17 protein-coding genes and 2 tRNA genes are annotated in these 18,237 nt (G+C 70.9%); 8 read left to right on the top strand and 11 right to left on the bottom strand.

Annotation, left to right across the window (positions count from 1 at the left end):
• Positions 1-103: 103 nt before the first annotated feature.
• The 4 genes from rsrA to AQI95_RS26710 all read right to left on the bottom strand — a co-directional run bounded on the left by rsrA (position 104) and on the right by AQI95_RS26710 (position 2,804).
• Positions 104-406, bottom strand: a complete 303-nt coding sequence (gene rsrA / locus AQI95_RS26725) for a mycothiol system anti-sigma-R factor (RefSeq protein WP_067128977.1) — start codon at positions 404-406, stop codon at positions 104-106.
• Complete coding sequence (sigR, locus tag AQI95_RS26720) at positions 403-1,098, bottom strand: RNA polymerase sigma factor SigR (protein ID WP_067128974.1); 696 nt, start codon at positions 1,096-1,098, stop codon at positions 403-405. Before sigR ends, rsrA begins: the two co-directional genes overlap by 4 nt.
• Positions 1,099-1,354: 256 nt before the next feature.
• Positions 1,355-1,984 (bottom strand): alpha/beta hydrolase family protein, encoded by a 630-nt coding sequence (locus tag AQI95_RS26715; protein WP_067128972.1) that lies wholly within the window; start codon positions 1,982-1,984, stop codon positions 1,355-1,357.
• 1 nt (position 1,985) lies between these two features.
• Positions 1,986-2,804, bottom strand: coding sequence for an SOS response-associated peptidase (locus AQI95_RS26710; RefSeq protein ID WP_067128969.1), 819 nt, complete (start codon positions 2,802-2,804; stop codon positions 1,986-1,988).
• 50 nt (positions 2,805-2,854) lie between these two features.
• On the opposite strand from AQI95_RS26710, the gene AQI95_RS26705 reads away from it, so the two are divergent.
• The 4 genes from AQI95_RS26705 (at position 2,855) to AQI95_RS26690 (ending at position 6,418) form a co-directional block, all read left to right on the top strand.
• Positions 2,855-3,577 carry a M50 family metallopeptidase gene (locus tag AQI95_RS26705; RefSeq protein WP_067128966.1) on the top strand — a complete coding sequence of 241 codons (723 nt, stop codon included), beginning with the start codon at positions 2,855-2,857 and terminating at the stop codon, positions 3,575-3,577.
• 73 nt (positions 3,578-3,650) lie between these two features.
• Positions 3,651-4,967 carry a 3-phosphoshikimate 1-carboxyvinyltransferase gene (gene aroA, locus AQI95_RS26700; protein WP_067128964.1) on the top strand — a complete coding sequence of 439 codons (1,317 nt, stop codon included), beginning with the start codon at positions 3,651-3,653 and terminating at the stop codon, positions 4,965-4,967.
• Positions 4,968-4,976: 9 nt separating this feature from the next.
• Positions 4,977-5,987 (top strand): ribosome small subunit-dependent GTPase A, encoded by a 1,011-nt coding sequence (gene rsgA / locus AQI95_RS26695; RefSeq protein ID WP_067128961.1) that lies wholly within the window; start codon positions 4,977-4,979, stop codon positions 5,985-5,987.
• 107 nt (positions 5,988-6,094) lie between these two features.
• Complete coding sequence (locus tag AQI95_RS26690; protein ID WP_067128958.1) at positions 6,095-6,418, top strand: DMT family transporter; 324 nt, start codon at positions 6,095-6,097, stop codon at positions 6,416-6,418.
• Positions 6,419-6,479: 61 nt separating this feature from the next.
• On the opposite strand, the gene AQI95_RS26685 is transcribed toward AQI95_RS26690, so the two are convergent.
• Complete coding sequence (locus AQI95_RS26685; protein WP_208614272.1) at positions 6,480-7,082, bottom strand: TetR/AcrR family transcriptional regulator; 603 nt, start codon at positions 7,080-7,082, stop codon at positions 6,480-6,482.
• A 229-nt stretch (positions 7,083-7,311) separates the two neighbouring features.
• On the opposite strand from AQI95_RS26685, the gene hisN reads away from it, so the two are divergent.
• Together hisN and AQI95_RS26675 are read left to right on the top strand one after the other, a co-directional pair.
• On the top strand, positions 7,312-8,112 hold the full coding sequence (hisN, locus tag AQI95_RS26680; protein WP_067128955.1) for a histidinol-phosphatase: 801 nt from the start codon (positions 7,312-7,314) through the stop codon (positions 8,110-8,112).
• Positions 8,113-8,260: 148 nt separating this feature from the next.
• Positions 8,261-8,656 carry a CBS domain-containing protein gene (locus tag AQI95_RS26675; protein ID WP_067128952.1) on the top strand — a complete coding sequence of 132 codons (396 nt, stop codon included), beginning with the start codon at positions 8,261-8,263 and terminating at the stop codon, positions 8,654-8,656.
• A 141-nt stretch (positions 8,657-8,797) separates the two neighbouring features.
• On the opposite strand, the gene AQI95_RS26670 is transcribed toward AQI95_RS26675, so the two are convergent.
• Positions 8,798-10,267: a catalase gene (locus tag AQI95_RS26670; RefSeq protein WP_067128949.1), complete on the bottom strand. Its 1,470-nt coding sequence runs from the start codon at positions 10,265-10,267 to the stop codon at positions 8,798-8,800.
• A gap of 137 nt (positions 10,268-10,404) precedes the next feature.
• Between AQI95_RS26670 and AQI95_RS26665 the strand changes: the two genes are divergently transcribed.
• Positions 10,405-10,821, top strand: coding sequence for a Fur family transcriptional regulator (locus tag AQI95_RS26665; RefSeq protein ID WP_067128946.1), 417 nt, complete (start codon positions 10,405-10,407; stop codon positions 10,819-10,821).
• Positions 10,822-10,945: 124 nt separating this feature from the next.
• On the opposite strand, the gene AQI95_RS26660 is transcribed toward AQI95_RS26665, so the two are convergent.
• The 4 genes from AQI95_RS26660 to AQI95_RS26645 form a co-directional block, all read right to left on the bottom strand.
• Positions 10,946-11,019 (bottom strand) — tRNA-Met (locus AQI95_RS26660).
• 164 nt (positions 11,020-11,183) lie between these two features.
• Positions 11,184-13,004, bottom strand: coding sequence for a tetratricopeptide repeat protein (locus AQI95_RS26655; protein WP_208614271.1), 1,821 nt, complete (start codon positions 13,002-13,004; stop codon positions 11,184-11,186).
• Between the two features lie 204 nt (positions 13,005-13,208).
• Positions 13,209-13,282 (bottom strand) — tRNA-Met (locus AQI95_RS26650).
• Between the two features lie 42 nt (positions 13,283-13,324).
• Positions 13,325-16,282 carry a UPF0182 family membrane protein gene (locus AQI95_RS26645; protein ID WP_107121754.1) on the bottom strand — a complete coding sequence of 986 codons (2,958 nt, stop codon included), beginning with the start codon at positions 16,280-16,282 and terminating at the stop codon, positions 13,325-13,327.
• A gap of 164 nt (positions 16,283-16,446) precedes the next feature.
• On the opposite strand from AQI95_RS26645, the gene AQI95_RS26640 reads away from it, so the two are divergent.
• Positions 16,447-16,989 (top strand): PPA1309 family protein, encoded by a 543-nt coding sequence (locus tag AQI95_RS26640; RefSeq protein ID WP_067128938.1) that lies wholly within the window; start codon positions 16,447-16,449, stop codon positions 16,987-16,989.
• Between the two features lie 114 nt (positions 16,990-17,103).
• Here the strand turns inward: AQI95_RS26640 and AQI95_RS26635 are convergent, their stop codons facing one another.
• The gene (locus AQI95_RS26635; RefSeq protein WP_208614270.1) at positions 17,104-18,201 is read right to left on the bottom strand and encodes a YlbL family protein; all 1,098 of its coding nucleotides are present in this window, start codon (positions 18,199-18,201) and stop codon (positions 17,104-17,106) included.
• Positions 18,202-18,237: the final 36 nt, after the last annotated feature.

Here is an 18,237-nt window from a genome sequence, read left to right as displayed (position 1 = left end):
ACCAGGCTGGAGCCTAGAGCGGAATGGAGTGGACGCGGGGCTTATGACCTGAGGATTAGCACGTTCGGGTGATACGGCGCGGTGCGCGGCTCCGCCGGGGCGTTCAGCTGTCCTGCGGGGTGGCGGTCACGTCGTGCTCCGGAACGGTCTGGCCGGAGCGGATCAGGTCGATCCGACCCATGACCTTGGCGCGCAGGTCGGAGGGCACGTCGTCATGCCCGCAGCACCGCTTGACCAGCTTCTTCACGGCCTGCTCCAGGCCGTACTTCTCCAGGCACGGAGAGCATTCCTCGAAGTGGTGCTGGAACTTGTCACGATCGATGTCCGGCATCTCGCTGTCGAGGAACTCGTACAGGTGGTCGAGGACCTCACTGCAGTCCGTCTCGTGCGGATCTCCGCAGCTCATGAGCCCGAGCCTTTCGCTTCGTTCGACTCTCCCGCGCCCGCCGGGACCAGCCCGCGGTCACGGGCGTAGTCCTCCAGCATGCCGCGCAGTTGACGGCGGCCCCGGTGCAGCCGGGACATCACCGTACCGATGGGTGTCCCCATGATGTCCGCGATCTCCTTGTACGCAAAGCCCTCTACGTCCGCGAGATAGACGGCGATGCGGAACTCCTCGGGGATCGCCTGCAGCGCTTCCTTCACGTCCGAGTCGGGCAGGTGGTCGAGCGCCTGCGACTCGGCGGAGCGCAGACCCGTCGACATGTGCGACTCGGCGCGCGCGAGCTGCCAGTCCTCGATCTCCTCCGCGGCGGAGCGCTGCGGCTCACGCTGCTTCTTGCGGTAGGAGTTGATGAAGGTGTTGGTGAGGATCCGGTACAGCCACGCCTTGAGGTTGGTGCCCTCGCGGAACTGGTGGAAGGACGCGTACGCCTTGGCGTACGTCTCCTGCACCAGGTCCTCGGCGTCGGCCGGGTTGCGCGTCATGCGCAGCGCGGCCGAGTACATCTGGTCGAGGAACTCGAGCGCGTCCCGCTCGAAGCGCGCACTGCGCTCCGCGGTGGACTCGGCAGTCGCCTCCGCGCCCACGCCCTGGCCCTCGGGCTGCTCCGCCTGGCCGTTGTCGGTCCCTGCGTCGGTACCGGTGACCGGACCCACCTCCTCAAGATCCCGGGCAGGACCGAGAGCGGTCCCACTCGTTTCGGAGGATAGAACACGACCCGGTCCCGCCGCCGCTCGAATAGGACCGGTCTTGGCCGTGTGCAGCACCGTCCAGTCCAGGTCGGCGCTGCGTTCACGGCTCTGGCAGATGGTCGAACCCATGCGGCGGACTTCCTTCCCCACGACGTCGGTGCCGAGGCCTCAGCACTTCTGTCCGCCACAACAGTGGTCCGCGGCGCGGCATTCCCGGGGGTCACCCGAGTGACCCGACCCACTTCGCGACGCCCTCGGTGATGACCTCCAGGGCTCGCTCCTGGCTGGTCTCCGCGCGCTTGGGGACCGCGAAGCCATGGTCCCCGTACGCCACCTCGACCAGTTCGAAGTCGCCCTTCGGGAACTCCGCCGGCTTTCCGAAGGGGTCGTTGCCGCCCTGTACGACGAGCGTGGGCACCCCGGCGCCGAGCAGCTCCTCGGCGCGGGACTTCTCCGGTTTGCCCGGCGGGTGCAGCGGGAAGCTCAGCGCGAGCACGGCGTGTGCGCCCAGCTCCACGGCCGTACGGCAGGCGACCCGGGCCCCCGCGCTGCGGCCCGCGGAGATCACCGGCAGCCCCGGCTTCGCGAGCGTCGGCCACACCCCGCGCCAGCCGACGTCCAGGGTCTTCGGGGCGGGCGCGACCTTCTTGCCCGCGACCCGCCAGGGCTGCTCGACGAGGGCGACGGTCACCCCGAGCGCGGGCAGCGTCCGTGCGAGCGCCTGGAGGTCGCGCGCCTCGACGCCGCCGCCGGCACCATGGCCCGCGGCCAGCACCAGCCGGGCCTTCTCCGCCCGGTGCCAGGTGATCCGGGCGTCCCCTGCATCCGTACCGACGATCTCTGTAGTCACGTCAGAAGAGTGTGCCCTCTTCCGGCGCCGCCAGCTCTTTCAGCAGCTCCGGGCCGTTGTTGCGGACATTGCTGACGGCCGTGGAGACCGGGTAGGCGCGCATCAGACCGGGCGGGGGCGGGGCCAGCAGCTCGCGCAGGCCGTCGGGGTCGGTGCGGCCCGGGTCGAGCCAGGCGTCCCAGCGGTCCGGGGTGAGCATCAGCGGCATCCGGGGGTGGATGTCGGCCAGGGAGTGCGGGCCGCCCTCGGCGGGGGCCACGGCCAGCGGGGTCGACTCCGCCTCCGTGGTGATCACCGAGCAGGTGACCCACCAGGCCTGCGGATGGTCGTCGGGCAGGGTCCGGTCGCGCCAGAACTCGTACAGCCCGGCCATCGCGAACACCGAGCCGTCGGCCGGCAGCACGAAGTACGGCTGCTTGCGCGGCCGCTTCTTCCTGCCCTCGACCTCCAGCTCGCGCTCCTGCGCCGCGGTGACCCACTCGTAGTAGCCGTCGGCGGGCAGGATGCAGCGCCGGGCGGCGAAGGCGCGCCGGTAGGACGGCTTCTCGTACACGGTCTCCGCGCGCGCGTTGATCATCCGGGCGCCGCCCTCGGGCGTCTTGGCCCAGGACGGCACCAGTCCCCACTTCAATTTGCGCAGCTGGCGAACCGGACGGGGGGAGTCCGCGTCTTTCAGGGGACGGTCGAGGACGGCGTAGACCTCTTTGGTCGGAGCCACGTTGTAGTCCGGCTCGAGGCTCTCTTCGGCCCCCCACTTCTCGATCTCGAAGACTCCTGCGAGATCCTCGGGCCTACGACTCGATGCATACCGTCCGCACATACGTGCCACACTGCCAGATTCCGCACCACGACCGGGAGCCACTCGGACAGATGGACAGCCTCGCCGCCACCTCGCTGACCGGCCTCTGGGACCGGCTCACCGGCACCCAGCCCGACCCCGCCCTGTGGGTGGTGATCGCCACCCTGGCCACCGCGCTCGCCGTCGTCTCGCCGCACCCGCTGTGGCGCATATCGCGCAACGCGATCACCATCGCGCACGAGGGCGGCCACGGACTGGTCGCCCTGCTCACCGGCCGCCAGCTCACCGGCATCCGGCTGCACTCCGACACCAGCGGCCTCACGGTCAGCCGGGGCAAGCCGTACGGACTGGGCATGATCCTGACGGCCGCCGCGGGCTACACGGCGCCCTCGCTGCTGGGCCTCGGCGGCGCCGCGCTGCTGGCGGCGGGGCGCATCACGCTGCTGCTGTGGGTGGCGACGGCGCTGCTCGTGGCGATGCTGGTGATGATCCGCAACGCGTACGGCGTCCTGACCGTGGTGCTGGCCGGGGGCGCCTTCCTGCTGGTGTCCTGGCTGGCCGGGGCGCAGGTGCAGGCGGCGTTCGCGTACGCGGTGGTGTGGTTCCTGCTGCTCGGCGGGGTACGGCCGCCGTTCGAGCTGCAGATGAAGCGGTCACGGGGTGGGGCGGGCGACTCCGACGCCGACCAGCTGTCGCGGCTCACCCACGTACCGGCGGGCCTGTGGCTGTTCCTGTTCCACGCGGTGACCCTGTGCTCGCTGATCGGCGGAGGCGGGTGGCTGCTGGAGGCGTGAGGAGGCGTGAGGAGGCGCCCCACTCGGCCGCAGCCGAAGAACGACCCCCGGCCGCCCCTATAAAGTGGGGCCCATGGCCCCAGACACCGCTTCCACCGCCCTCTGGCCCGCCCCGCACGCGAGCGGAGCCGTCGACGCGACCGTTCACGTGCCCGGGTCCAAGTCGGTCACCAACCGCGCGCTGGTGCTGGCCGCCCTCGCCTCCGAGCCCGGCTGGCTGCGCCGCCCGCTGCGCTCCCGCGACACCCTGCTGATGGCGGGCGCCCTCAGGGCCATGGGCGTGGAGATCGAGGAAGGGGTCGGCCCCGACGGCACCGGGGAGGCCTGGCGAGTGCTGCCGACGGGCCTCACCGGCCCGGCCACGGTCGACGTCGGCAACGCCGGCACGGTGATGCGCTTTCTGCCGCCGGTGGCCGCGCTGGCCGACGGCCCCGTCCGGTTCGACGGCGACCCGCGCTCGTACGAGCGTCCGCTGCACGGCGTGATCGACGCGCTGCGGCAGCTCGGTGCCCGGATCGACGACGACGGCCGGGGCACGCTGCCGCTGACCGTGCACGGCGCCGGGGCCCTGGACGGCGGCCCGGTGTCGGTCGACGCCTCCTCGTCCTCCCAGTTCGTGTCGGCCCTGCTCCTGTCCGGCCCGCGCTTCAACCAGGGCGTCGAGGTCCGGCACACCGGCGCGACCCTGCCCTCCCTGCCGCACATCCGGATGACCGTCGACATGCTGCGCGCGGTCGGCGCCCAGGTCGACACCCCGGAGTCGGGCGGCGAGCCCGACGTGTGGCGGGTGGCGCCGGGCGCGCTGCTCGGCCGGGACCTGACGGTCGAGCCGGACCTGTCCAACGCCCAGCCGTTCCTGGCGGCGGCCCTCGTCACCGGCGGCAAGGTGCTGGTCCCGGACTGGCCGGAGCGCACCACCCAGCCGGGTGACCGGCTGCGGGAGATCTTCACCGAGATGGGCGGCTCCTGCGAACTCACCGAGTACGGACTGGAGTTCACCGGCTCGGGCACCGTCCACGGCATCGACGTCGACCTGGGCGACGTCGGCGAGCTGACCCCCGGCATCGCGGCCGTCGCGGCCCTCGCCGACTCCCCCTCGACCCTGCGGGGCGTGGCGCATCTGCGGCTGCACGAGACGGACCGGCTGGCCGCGCTCACCAAGGAGATCAACGAGCTGGGCGGTGATGTCACCGAGACCGCCGACGGCCTGCACATCCGCCCGCGCCGGCTGCACGGCGGCGTCTTCCACACCTACGAGGACCACCGCATGGCGACCGCCGGTGCGATCATCGGCCTGGCGGTCGAGGGCGTTCAGATCGAGAACGTGGCGACGACGGCGAAGACCCTGCCGGACTTCCCGGAGCTGTGGACCGGGATGCTCGGGCAGTAGGGACACGCCATGCGCCGCTACGGCAAGCACACCGACGAGGACGACATCCGCACCCGTCCCAACCGCAAGGGCAACCGGCCGCGGACGAACATCCGGCCCAAGCACGAGGACGCGGCCGAGGGGCTGGTCCTCACGGTCGACCGCGGTCGGCTCACCTGCCTGGTCGAGGACCGGACCGTGCTGGCGATGAAGGCCCGTGAGCTGGGCCGCAAGGCGGCCGTGGTCGGGGACCGGGTGGCCCTGGTGGGCGATCTGTCGGGCAGGAAGGACACGCTCGCCCGGATCGTCCGGATCGAGGAGCGCAGCTCGGTGCTGCGCCGCACGGCCGACGACGACGATCCCTTCGAGCGGGTGGTCGTGGCCAACGCGGACCAGCTGGCCATCGTCACGGCCCTCGCCGATCCCGAACCCCGGCCCCGCCTGATCGACCGCTGCCTGGTCGCCGCCTACGACGGTGGCCTGGAGCCGCTGCTGGTGATGACCAAGTCGGACCTGGCCCCGCCCGACGAGCTGCTGGAGCTGTACGGCGCCCTCGACATCCCGCACGTCGTCACCAGCCGCGACGAGCTGGAGAACGGGGACGCGGCGGACCGGGTGCGCGAGTACCTGGACGGCCGGATCACCGCGTTCGTGGGCCACTCGGGCGTCGGCAAGACGACGCTGGTGAACGCGCTGGTCCCGGAGGACCGGCGGCGTTCGACGGGCCATGTGAACGCGGTGACGGGCCGCGGCCGGCACACCACCACGTCGGCGCTCGCACTGCCGCTGACGGTGATGGACGGCTGGGTCATCGACACCCCGGGCGTCCGCTCCTTCGGTCTCGCCCACGTCGACCCGTCCCGGGTCATCAACGCCTTCCCCGACCTCGAACCCGGCACGGAGGGCTGCCCGCGCGCGTGCAGCCACGACGAGCCGGACTGCGCGCTGGACGCCTTCGTCGAGCAGGGGCACGCGGACCCCTCGCGGCTGTACTCGCTGCGCCGGCTGCTGGCCACGCGAGAGCGCAGGGACGGCGACTGAGCGCCTGCGCACCGCTCCCCGTCGTTCCGCCTTGTTTGCCGGGGCCCCGGCACGGTAAGTGCATAATCGCACCGAGCCGGAGATCCGGATCAACGGGAGGACAGCGCATGGCGTGGCTGCTGGTCGTCGTGGCCGGGATTCTGGAGACCGGTTTCGCCGTGTGTCTGAAGCTCTCGCACGGGTTCACCCGGCTCTGGCCGACGGTCGCCTTCGCGTCGTTCGCCCTCGGCAGCTTCGGCCTGCTGACCCTGTCCCTGAAGAAACTCGACGTCGGTCCCGCCTACGCGGTGTGGACCGGCATCGGCGCGGCCGGCACCGCGATCTACGGCATGATCTTCCTCGGCGACCTGGTCTCCACCCTGAAGATCGTCTCGATCAGCCTGGTCATCGTCGGCGTGATCGGCCTGCAGCTGTCGGGCTCGGCGCACTGACGCCGCCCCGCCGGCCGGAACGGCGCGGACGGGCATCGCAGGGCCCCCTCGCGCCCGAGGCTCACACCGCCTGGCCGGGGACGACCGCGCGGACCAGTTCCGCCATGCCGCCGCCCTCGGCCGGTGGTGCCGCGACGCAGGACAGCGCGAGGCGTACGACCAGTTCGCAGGGGCGGGTCAGCTCGGCGGCGGTGGCGGCGGGCCCCGTCAGGGCGGTGACCGCGCGGTCCCGCACGATCCGTACGAAGTCGCGCGGCGTCGGCAGCGCCCCGTCCGCGCGGCGCTGCGCCGGCACCGAGGAGGCGGACCGCACGGCGGCGAGCGGCGGGGCGGGCAGCCACTCGCTCCAGCAGCCGGTGAGCATGGCCCGTATCAGCGCGTTCCCCCCGGCGAGGGAGCTGGTCCACTCGACCACGGCCGTGAGCCGCTCCCTCGGCTCGCCCGGAGCGGCGAGCGCCCGTTCGACCCCGGCGAGGTAGCCGTCGGCCTCCCGTCGCACCAGCGCCCGGGCCAGCCCGTCCTTGCTGCCGAACTCGTTGTACAGGGTCTGCCGGGACACTCCGGCCGCCGCGGCGACGTCGACCATCCGCACCGCGGACCACGGCCGGCGCGCGAGGGCCGTACAGGCTGCGTCCAGCAGGGACTCCCGGGCAGCAGGCATCATCGCCTCCCTGGGCGGAACGACTCTGCGCCCAGATTTGACGCGCCGGTATGCACTGTCAAGGGTTCGCGTGGGGTCGGGGGTACGGCTTTGCGCCGGACACGCCGGGGACCGTCCCGGCCCCGGAACGCTGCCGACGCGGGCAAACGGCCCTACCCCGGGCACCCCGACGACGTACCGCCACGGCGCCTGTGCTGGCCCCGTACCGACCCCTACGGATACCGTGCCCTACATGCCGGACTATCTCGACGATCTGCGACTCGCCCACGTCCTCGCGGACGCCGCCGACGCCGCCGCCATGGACCGCTTCAAGGCCCTCGACCTGAAGGTCGAGACGAAGCCGGACATGACCCCGGTGAGCGAGGCGGACAAGGCGGCGGAAGAACTCATCCGCGGCCAGCTCCAGCGCGCCCGCCCGCGGGACGCGATCATCGGCGAGGAGTACGGCGTCGAAGGCACCGGCCCCCGCCGCTGGGTGATCGACCCCATCGACGGCACGAAGAACTACGTCCGCGGCGTCCCGGTCTGGGCGACGCTCATCGCGCTGATGGAGGCGGGTGAGACGGGCTACGAACCGGTCGTCGGCATCGTCTCCGCCCCCGCCCTCGGCCGCCGCTGGTGGGCCGCGAAGGGCCACGGCGCGTTCACCGGCCGCAGCCTCAGCTCCGCGAGCCGCATCCATGTCTCGCGCGTCGCCGAACTGTCGGACGCCTCCTTCGCGTACTCCTCCCTGTCCGGCTGGGAGGAGAAGGGCCGCCTGGGCGGCTTCCTCGACCTCACCCGGCAGGTGTGGCGCACGCGCGCGTACGGCGACTTCTGGCCCTACATGATGGTCGCCGAGGGATCGGTGGACATCTGCGCGGAGCCTGAGCTGTCGCTCTGGGACATGGCGGCCAACGCGATCATCGTCACGGAGGCCGGCGGCACCTTCACCGGCCTCGACGGCCGCCCGGGCCCGCACAGCGGCAACGCGACGGCCTCCAACGGCCTGCTGCACGACGAGTTGCTGGGGTACCTCAACCAGCGTCACTGAGGAACGGGAGTACTCCCGGTACGCCCCTCAACAGGCTCCACGCGCCCCCTTGTTGACCCGCCTTTTACCTGGCAGTCTGGGACCACCCCCACTTGTGAACATGTGAATCCAGGCGCAAGCGCAGGATTCCGAGGAGGTGGCCCCATCCATGCTCGTACGTGACGCCATGAGCACGGTGATCCTCACCGTCGGCCCCGCCCACACTCTCCGCCAGGCAGCCGCCCTGATGTCCGCCCGCCGCATCGGCGCCGCCGTCGTGCTCGACCCGGACGCGGGCGGCATCGGCATCCTCACCGAACGGGACATCCTCAACTCCGTCGGCCTCGGTCAGAACCCCGACATCGAACGCGCCCAGGCCCACACCACCACCGACGTCGTCTTCGCCGCCCCCGTCTGGACGCTGGAGCAGGCCGCCCGCGCCATGGCCCACGGCGGCTTCCGGCACCTGGTCGTCCTCGACCGCGGCGAGGTCGTCGGCATCGTCTCGGTCCGCGACATCATCCGCTGCTGGGCGCCGGCCCGCGAGCCCGTACCGGCGCTGTGAGCCGCTCCGGGGCCGCGCCGGGCCGGCGGTCCGGGCTGACGGAACGGGCCGGACCCCGAGCACCATGGGGTCCGGCCCGCCCTGGGGGTGTCCCCCAGGCCCTTCGGACGCCGAGGGAGGCGCGGGCGCCGCGCCGTCGGCTCAGCCGCGCAGCGCCTGCACCGCGGCCTGGAGCCGCTTGCCGAAGTCGGCGTCCGCCTTGCCGAAGTTCCCGATCGCCCGCTCCACGATGTCCTCGCGCGAGACCGGTGCGATCGCCCCGGCGAGGCCGGCGACCAGCCGCTCCTTCTCCTCCTCCGACATCAGCCGGTAGAGGGCGCCCGCCTGCGTGAAGTCGTCGTCCTCGGCGTGCGCCGGGGTGGCGTGGCCACCCGTGGGACCGTCGACGGAGGTGGCCTGCCACAGCGGTCGGCCCGTCTGCTGCGGCCCGCCGAAGCTGTTCGGCTCGTAGTTCTTCGCGCCGCCGTGCCGGCCGTCGTACAGGAAGCCGTCGCGCGAGTTCGTGCGCGCCTCGGTGGCGTGCGGGCGGTTCACCGGCAGGTGGTCGGCGTTGATGCCGACGCGGTAGCGGTGCGCGTCGCCGTACGCGAAGAGCCGGCCCTGGAGCATCTTGTCGGGCGAGGGGCCGATGCCCGGCACGAAGTGCGCGGGACTGAAGATCGACTGCTCGACCTCGGCGAAGATGTTCTGCGGGTTGCGGTTCAGCTCCAGCCTGCCGATCTCGATCGGCGGGTAGTCCTCGTGCGGCCACACCTTGGTGAGGTCGAACGGGTTGAAGCGGTACGCCGCCGCGTCCGCCGCCGGCATGATCTGCACCTGCACGGTCCAGCTGGGGAACTCGCCGCGCTCGATCGCCTGCCGCAGGTCGCGCTGGTGCGAGTCGGGGTCCGCGCCGGCGATCCGGGCCGCCTCGGCCGCGGTGAGGTTCTTGATCCCCTGGTCGGTCTTGAAGTGGTACTTGACCCAGAAGACCTCGCCGGCCTCGTTGTTCCACTGGTAGGTGTGCGAGCCGTAGCCGTTCATGTGCCGGTACGACGCCGGGATGCCGCGGTCACCGAAGAGCCAGGTCACCTGGTGGGTCGACTCCGGCGACAGCGACCAGAAGTCCCACACGTTGTCGGCTTCCTGGCTGCCGGTGTACGGGTCGCGCTTCTGGGTGTGGATGAAGTCCGGGAACTTGATCGCGTCCCGGATGAAGAACACCGGGGTGTTGTTGCCGACGAGGTCGTAGTTGCCCTCCTCGGTGTAGAACTTCAGCGCGAAGCCGCGCGGGTCACGGACCGCGTCGGCCGCGCCGAGGTTCCCCGCCACCGTCGACAGGCGCAGGAAGACCTCGGTCTCCTTGCCGACCTCGGAGAGGAAGGCGGCCCGGGTGTACGGCGTGACGTCGGCGGTCACCGTGAAGGTGCCGTACGCGCCGGCGCCGCGGGCGTGCACGACCCGCTCCGGGATGCGCTCCCGGTTGAAGTGGGCGAGCTTCTCCAGCAGCAGCTGGTCCTGGACGAGGACCGGCCCGCCGACGCCCGCCGTCTCGCTGTTCTGGTTGTCGGCGACCGGGGCACCGGCCTCCGTGGTGAGCGGTCCCTGCGTCACGTGCGCCTCCTGCGTCATTGCTGACTCGTCCTGTCCCAGTCCTGTCCTGAACTCAAAGCATTCTCGATCCTACATTGGACAAGGTCTAAGTCAACTTGCAATCCAATCTCACACCTATTCCCGTCCTGGTCCCCCTAGCTGTTAGGCTGGTAGCCATGAGCGACCTTCTGGAACGGCTGCGTGGACGCGGATGGCGGATGACCGCGCAGCGGCGCGTCGTGGCCGAGGTCCTCGACGGCGAACACGTCCATCTGACGGCCGACGAGGTCCACGCACGGGCTGTCGCGAAGCTGCCCGAGATCTCCCGGGCGACCGTCTACAACACGCTGGGTGAACTGGTCTCGCTCGGCGAGGTGCTGGAAGTGTCGACGGACAAGCGCGCCAAGCGCTACGACCCGAACGCGCACCGCCCGCACCACCACCTGGTCTGCGCCCGCTGCGGCGCGATCCGCGACGTCCACCCGACGGGCAACCCGCTCGCCGATCTCCCCGACACGGAGCGCTTCGGCTTCACGGTGTCGGACGTCGAGGTCACCTACCGCGGAGTGTGCCCGGACTGCACGGGCGCGTGAGCCGCTGAGCAGGACGTGAGCCGCTTAGCAGGAGGGGGCGCGAGCCCCCTCTTTTCGCTGCCCCGACATCCGGAAACGACTGAGGGCCGGAATCCATCTCTGGATTCCGGCCCTCGGCCTTCAGTAGCGGGGACAGGATTTGAACCTGCGACCTCTGGGTTATGAGCCCAGCGAGCTACCGAGCTGCTCCACCCCGCGTCGGTGAACTGAACATTACGCGAGAGGAGCCGACGGAAGCAAATCGCCTGGGGGGCACGTGACCAGGGCCACTTCACGGCCGACGGAGACGGGTCGGCGGGTGGGAGGTGGGTGGGTGAGGTCCGGCGGAGCCCGGAGGGGCGTCAGGGGACCCCGGAGGGGCGTCAGGCGGACAGTTCCTCGCGCAGGGCATCCCTCAGCCGCCCCGCCCGCTCCGAGACCTCAGCCGGCCCCAGCGCCACCGCGCAGTCGGCCCACCGCTGCCCCTCCGCCAGCTCGCCACGACGCGCGTAGACCAGGGCCAGCCGAAGCGCCGCCCGGCCATGACCGGCATCCGCGGCGCGCGTCCACCACATGGCCGCCTCCGGCTCGCTCCCCTCCCGTGCCAGCAGCAGCCCGAGGTTGAAGGCGCCGTTGCGGGACCCCGCCTCCGCCGCCGTCCGGTACCACCGAGCCGCCTCGACCACGTCCCCCCGCGCCGCCGCGAGCATGCCGACCCGCACCTGGGCCCGCCGGTGCCCCTGGGTGGCGGCTCGCTCGTACCACTCCTCGCACTCGGTCTTCTCGTGCACGATCTCGCCCAGCTCGTGCGCCGGCTCCGGCGGCCGGCGCGCGTCGAGCAGCGTGGCGAGCCGGTACGCCGCCTCCGCGCTGCCGCCGCCCGCCGCGCACCGCAGATGCCGCTCGGCCTCCTGCTCGTCGCCCTCGCGCAGCCGGGCGATGCCGACCTGCAGCGCGGCCTCCGTGTGCCCGGCGGCGGCCGCCCGCTCGTACCACCGCAGCGCCATCCGCGCGTCCTGCGCGGTGTCCCGCCCGGAGTGGAGGATCCCGAGGTTGAACGCGGCGTCCACGCTGCCGGCCTCGGCGGCCTTGGAGAACCACGGCTCGGCGCCGGTGGTGTCGCCGCCCTGGAGCAGCAGGATGGCGAGGGCGTTGGCGGCCTCCCGGTGCCCGGCGTAGGCGGCGCGCCGGTACCACTGCTCGGCCTGCGCCGTCCGCCCCTGCTCGGCGCAGAGCAGCCCGAGGTTGTAGGCGCCGTTGTCGTCGCCCGCGTCCAGCGCCGCCCGGTACCAGCGCTCGGCGGTCTGGGTCTCCCCGCGCTCGGCGTGCAGCGCGCCGAGCGCGTTGGCCGCGTTGCCGTCGCCGTCCTGGGCGGCGCGCAGCCACCACACGGCCGCGCTCTCGGTGTCCCCGGCGTCGCGCAGCAGAAAGCCGAGCGCGCAGGCGGCGCGGGCCTCCCCGTCCTTGGCGGAGGTCAGGTACCAGCGCCCGGCCTCCTTCAGCTCCCCGCGCTTCTCCAGGATCGCGCCCAGGTGCAGCGCGGCGCGCCGGTGACCGCGCGCGGCGGCCTGTCGGTACCACTGCTCGACCTCGGCGACAGCGTTGTCGGAGCCGTCCCCCTCCTCGTTCCCGGCGGCGCGGTCGAGCGAGCGCGCCAGCCGGTAGGCGGCCTCCCGGTGGCCGCGCTCGGCGGCTGCCCGCATCCAGTGCGCGGCGCCGACGTCTCCACGGTGCTCCAGCAGATCGGCGAGCGCGTAGGCGCCGAGGACATGGCCCTGCTCGGCGGACTGGCGCAACCAGTACTCGGCGGCGGGCTCGTCCCCGCGCTCACGGTGGTAGCGGCCCAGCGCGTGCCCGGCGGCGGCCGAGCCGGCGACGGCGGCGATACGCCACCAGCCGGCGGCCTCCTCGGGGTAGCCGCGCTGGTGCAGCAGGACACCGAGGTTGTTGGCGGCGGCCCGGTCACCGGCCGCGGTGGCAGCCCGCAGATGGGACTCGGCTCCGTCGAGGTCGCCACGGCGCAGCAGCACGGCTCCGAGGACGCTCGCCGCCTCGGCGTCACCGCTCTGCGCGGCGAGCCCGAGGCGCACCTCCTCCTCGGCGTCCGCCATGTCGCTCAACTCGTCGCGGGTCGGCTCCTCACCGGAAGTCTGCACAAATCGCCCTGACTCGAACAGAGTTGCCTTGTCCCCCATAACGTCCATCGTCGCACCACCTGCAACCTGGGTACACCCGGTATACCGCAGCCTGTGAGGTCACTTCAGCGTTTTGTCGACATGCCCACAGGGAGACAAGTCAAACACAGACCGCTCAACTCCCCACCGCGGCGCGGCCGCTCCTCCCCTCAGTACATGAGTTCGCACACCACGAAGGCCCGGATCCCTTGGGATCCGGGCCTTCGATCGCAGTAGCGGGGACAGGATTTGAACCTGCGACCTCTGGGTTATGAGCCCAGCGAGCTACCGAGCTGCTCCACCCCGCGCCGTTTGCCTGGTAACCGTACCACGGCGCGGGACGGCGTTGATCAACCGCTTCTCTGACCGCCGCCCTTGTCCGTACCGCTCTTGTCGGCACCGCTCTTGTCGGCGTTCTTGCCGCCGCCGGACTGGGCGGCCTTGGCCTGTGCGTCCTCGGCCCGCTTCAGCGCGGCCTTCAGATCCTTCTGGGCCTTGTCGTACGCGGTCCAGTCCGGGCCGTTCGGCCCCTTCAGGGCCTGCTGGCCCGCGTCGAACGCCTTCTGGGCGTCGTCCAGTGCCTGTTGGACGGTCGGGTTGTCGGACGACGGCGGCTTGGTGGTGCCGGTGTCCGGCGGTGTGGTGGTCGAACCCGCCACGCCGAACACCTTGTCGAGCGCCTCGTCGAGGGTATTCTCGAACGCCGTCTTGCCGTTGTAGGTGACCAGCACCTTGCCCAGCAACGGGTACTTCAGCTTGCCGCCGAGGACGTAGACCGGCTCCGCGTACAGCAGTCCGCCGTCGAGCGGCACGGTCAGCAGATTGCCGTACTGGACTTTGGAATGCCCGCGGGTGAGCAGGCTGATCGTCTCCGCGATGTCCGGCCGGGAGTTGAACTGGCTCTGCACCTGCTTGGGACCGTCGGCCGTCGTGCTGGTCGGCAGTTTCAGGATTCTGATCTTGCCGTAGTCGCTGGTGCCCGGGTCGGAGTCGACCGCCATGAACGCGCTGAGGTTGTCACGTCCGTTCGGCGTGAACGTCGTCGTCAGCGAGAACGACCGCTCACTCTGGTCCGGCATCCTCATGCTCAGGTAGTACGGCGGCACCGCGCTGCCCGAGTCGTTGGTCGGGTCGTCGGGCACCTGCCAGACCTCGCTGCCGGTGAGGAACGTCTGCGCGTCCGTCACGTGGTAGCGGCTGAGCAGCTCGCGCTGGACCTTGAACAGGTCCTGCGGGTAGCGCAGATGGGACATCAGGTCCGAGGAGATGGCCGTCTTCGGCTGCACCGTGCCCGGGAACGCCTTCATCCAGGTCTTCAGCACCGGGTCCTGGGTGTCCCACTGGTACAGCTTGACCTCGCCGGTGTACGCGTCGACGGTCGCCTTCACCGAGTTGCGGATGTAGTTGACCTGGTTCTGCTGGGCCACCACCGCGCGGTTGTTGTTGGCGGCGGTCAGCGAGTCGGCCGTCGTGTCGCCCAGAGTCGTACGGGAGGAGTACGGGTAGCCGTTCGACGTCGTGTACGCGTCGACGATCCACTGGATCCGCTTGCCCACGACCGCCGGATAGGCGTCCCCGTCGATCGTCAGCCAGGGGGCGACCGCCTCCACGCGCTCCTTGGGCGTGCGGTTGTACAGGATCCGCGAGTTCTTGCCGATCGCGCCGGAGTAGAGGATCTGCGGCTCGTTGAACGCCACCGCGTACGCGGCCCGGTTGATCGGATTGTCGAGGTTGACGCCGCTCTTGCCGTCGTAGCTGGTGGTCTTCTCGTCGCCGTTGTCCGCCGAGTAGTCGACTTCCTTCTGGGGCCCGCCGACGATGGAGTACGTGGTGGTCTTCTCGCCGTAGTAGACGCGCTGCTCGTAGGTGCCGAGGTCGCCCTTGGACGGCAGGTTGGACTCGGTGAAGACCGGCTGGCCCTGGTCGTCTGCCTCGGTGCCCTTGGCGGCGACCACGCCGAAGCCGTGCGTGTAGCGGAAGTGGTCGTTGATCCAGTTGTTCTTCGGGATGCCGTCCAGATTCAGCTCGCGCAGGCCGATGACCGTGTCCTGGTCCTTGTCCTTGCCGTCCTTCGCGGGGTACCGGTCGACGTCCAGGTTGGTCGGGAAGGCGTAGTAGTTCTTCATCTGCTGCGCCTGCTGGAACGTCGGCGAGACGACGTTCGGGTCCATGATCCGGATGCTCGCCGCGTCGCCGGCGTCGCCGCGCAGCTTGGTCTTGTCCTTCGTCGTGGACTGACCGGAGTACTCGGTGACCTTGGCGTCGTCGATGCCGTACGCCTCGCGGGTGGCCTTGAGGTTCTTCTGGACGTACGGAGCTTCCTTGGCCTGCTCATTGGGCTGGACCTGGAACTTCTGCACGATCGCCGGGTACAGGCCGCCGATCAGGATCGCCGAGAGCACCATCAGGCCGAAGCCGATGACCGGGAGCTGCCAGGTGCGCCGCCACAGCGTGGCGAAGAACAGCAGCGCGCAGATGACGGCGATGCAGAACAGGATCGTCTTGGCCGGCAGATAGGCGTTGGCGTCGACGTAGCGCAGGCCCGTCCAGTCGCCGGTCGCCTTGAAGTCGCTGGACTTGACGGCCAGGCCGTACCGGTCGAGCCAGTAGGCCACCGCCTTCAGGGCGACGAAGATGCCGAGCAGCACCGACAGATGCCCGGTCGCGGCGCCGGTCGCCCTCGCACCCGGGCTCGTCACACGCAGCCCGCCGTACAGGTAGTGGGTGAGCGCGGCGGCGATCAGGCACAGGATGGCGGCGGCGAAGCCGAAGCCGAGCAGAAAGCGGTACCAGGGCAGATCGAAGGCGTAGAAGGAGACGTCGAGGTGGAACTGGGGGTCCTTCTGGTGGAAGGGCACGCCGTTGACCCACATCAGCCAGGTCCGCCACTGGCCGGCCGCCGAGGCACCGGCGATCAGGCCGACGAGCGCGGTGACGGCGAGCAGCAGCCACTTCTTGTACGGCGCGATGCCCATCCGGTAGCGGTCGAGACTCTGCTGCTCCATGGACATGGCGCTCAGCGGGGGACGCAGCCGATGCGCCAGCCAGATGTTGACCCCCACCGCGGCCGCCATCAGCAGACCGAAGACGAAGAAGAGGCCGATCTTGGTCCACAGCACGGTGGTGAACACGGACGAGTAGTGCACCGACCGGTACCACAGCCAGTCCGTCCAGAAGCCCGCGAACATGGTGAACGCCATGCCGAGGACGGCCAGGACGCCCAGTGTCATGAGCAGGGTCCTCACCCGCCGGGACGGGCGGCCCGCTCTGATCCGCGGCCCCGTCGGGCCTCCGCCGCGGTCCGGCATCTGGAAAGCCAAGGTGCGCACCTCGAAGTTCGCTGTCGATCCCTCAGGTCCTCGTGTTCGCGGACCCGCCGTGGCCCCCCGTGATCGCGGGCCAACATCTATGCAACTTACTCACGCTGTGCTCGGTTCCCGATTCGGGCGGGGAACGAGGCAGGATTGTGACCATGTCCAACACTCCCATGGCAGCGAGCCCGCTCACCCGGGCCGTACTCGAGATCGACGAGTACGTCTCCGGCCTCGGCTGGGACCAGCCCGCTCGTCTCTTCGCCCTTGTCGACACCGCACGGCTGCGGACTCAGGAACCCGCGCTCGCGGCCCAGCTGGGCCTTGAGGCCGAGTCCGAGTCCGCCGGTCTCACCCCGATCGAGCAGGACGAGCTACCGTCCGGCAAGCCGCTGGACGAGTTCCTCGGCACCATCGCCTGGCCCGACGCGGTGGCCGGCTGCGCGCTCTCCGTCGAGCGCATGATGCTGCCGCCGTCCGCCGAGGCACAGGTCCCGCAGAACCTGAGCGAGGCCAAGCTGGCCAAGTGGGTCGCCGAGCACCCCGAGCGCCAGGAGGTGCGCATGACGGTCGCGGTGCTGCGCGACGGCGGCCGCGAGTCGGCGCTGCGCCTGCGGGAGAAGGACTCCGCCACGGACGTCCTGACCGGCCCTGACCTGGTGCCCGGCCTGGCGGAGGCCCTGGCGTCGACGTTCGAGGCCTGACGTCCTACGTCCCTGCGGCGCCCCTTCCGGTAAGGCGCCGGGGGGCGTCCCTCCCCGCACGGCGCCGGGGGGCGTCCCTGCCCGAGGGGCGCCCCCAGTCGTGTCATGAGCCGCTCAGCCCTTGGTGGTGCACTGGGGCAGCGCCGCGGTGTTCCCGCTGCGGATGTCCTTCAGCGCGTCCAGCGCGTCCCCTATCGTCTTGACCTTCACCAGCCGCAGCCCGCTCGGGGTGTCCTTGGCGGCGGCCGCGCAGTTGTCGGCGGGGGTCAGGAAGTACTGGGCGCCCTTGTCGCGCGCGCCGACCGTCTTCATCTCGATGCCGCCGATCGGCCCGACGGTGCCGTTGTCGTCGATCGTGCCGGTACCGGCGATGAACTTGCCGCCGGTCAGACTGCCCGGCGTCAGCTTGTCGTAGATGCCCAGGGCGAACATCAGACCGGCGCTCGGCCCGCCGACGTCGGCGAGCTTGATGTCGATGGTGAACGGGAAGGTGTGGTCGGTCCCGGCGGAGATCCCGACGATGGCGCGCTTGGCGCCGCTGTCGTGGGAGGTCGCCGTGGTGATGGTGACGTCCTGTGTCTTCGTCGCCGTCCGGTGCGCCTTCACGGCGGCTGCCTGCTCCTTGACGGGGACGACGGTGAAGACGACCTTCTGGCCGGGCTTGTGCTTGGTGACGAACGTGGCGACGTCGGAGGGCTGCTTCACGGCCGTACCGTCCACGGCCTTGATCACGTCACCGGCGTGCAGCCTGCCCTCGGCCGGCGAGTCCTTGACCACGGTGGAGACGATCACCCAGGACTTCACCGGGACGCCCAGCGCCTTCAGGGCGGCGACCTTGGCGCTCTCCTGGGACTCGCTGAACTCCTCGGCGTTCTGCTGCGTGGACTGCTGCTCCGTCGTGCCGTTCGGGTACAGCGTGTCGTGCGGGACGACCTTGGTGTCGTGGTCCAGCCAGCCGTAGACCGCCTCCACCAGGTTCATCCGGTAGTCCGCACTGGTCACACGGACCGTCGTCATGTTCAGGTTGCCGTCGGCCTTGTACGTCTGGTGCCCGGTGATCTGCAGCACCGGCTCGCCGTCGTGGTCCCCCAGCGTGTTCACGGTCGGGCCGGGGGACATCTCCGCGTACGGCACGGGGATGAGCACTCCCGCGCACAGGAGCGCGATCAGCATCAGGGTGGAGGCGAGCATCGTCGCGGTGCGGCGTGGCATGGCACGACAGTACGGGACGCCTCTGTCGGCGCACCG

The sequence above is a fragment of the Streptomyces yokosukanensis genome (assembly GCF_001514035.1).
In the GTDB taxonomy this organism is placed as follows: Bacteria; Actinomycetota; Actinomycetes; order Streptomycetales; family Streptomycetaceae; genus Streptomyces; species Streptomyces yokosukanensis.
This window is presented reverse-complemented; position numbering and strand designations above follow the sequence as displayed.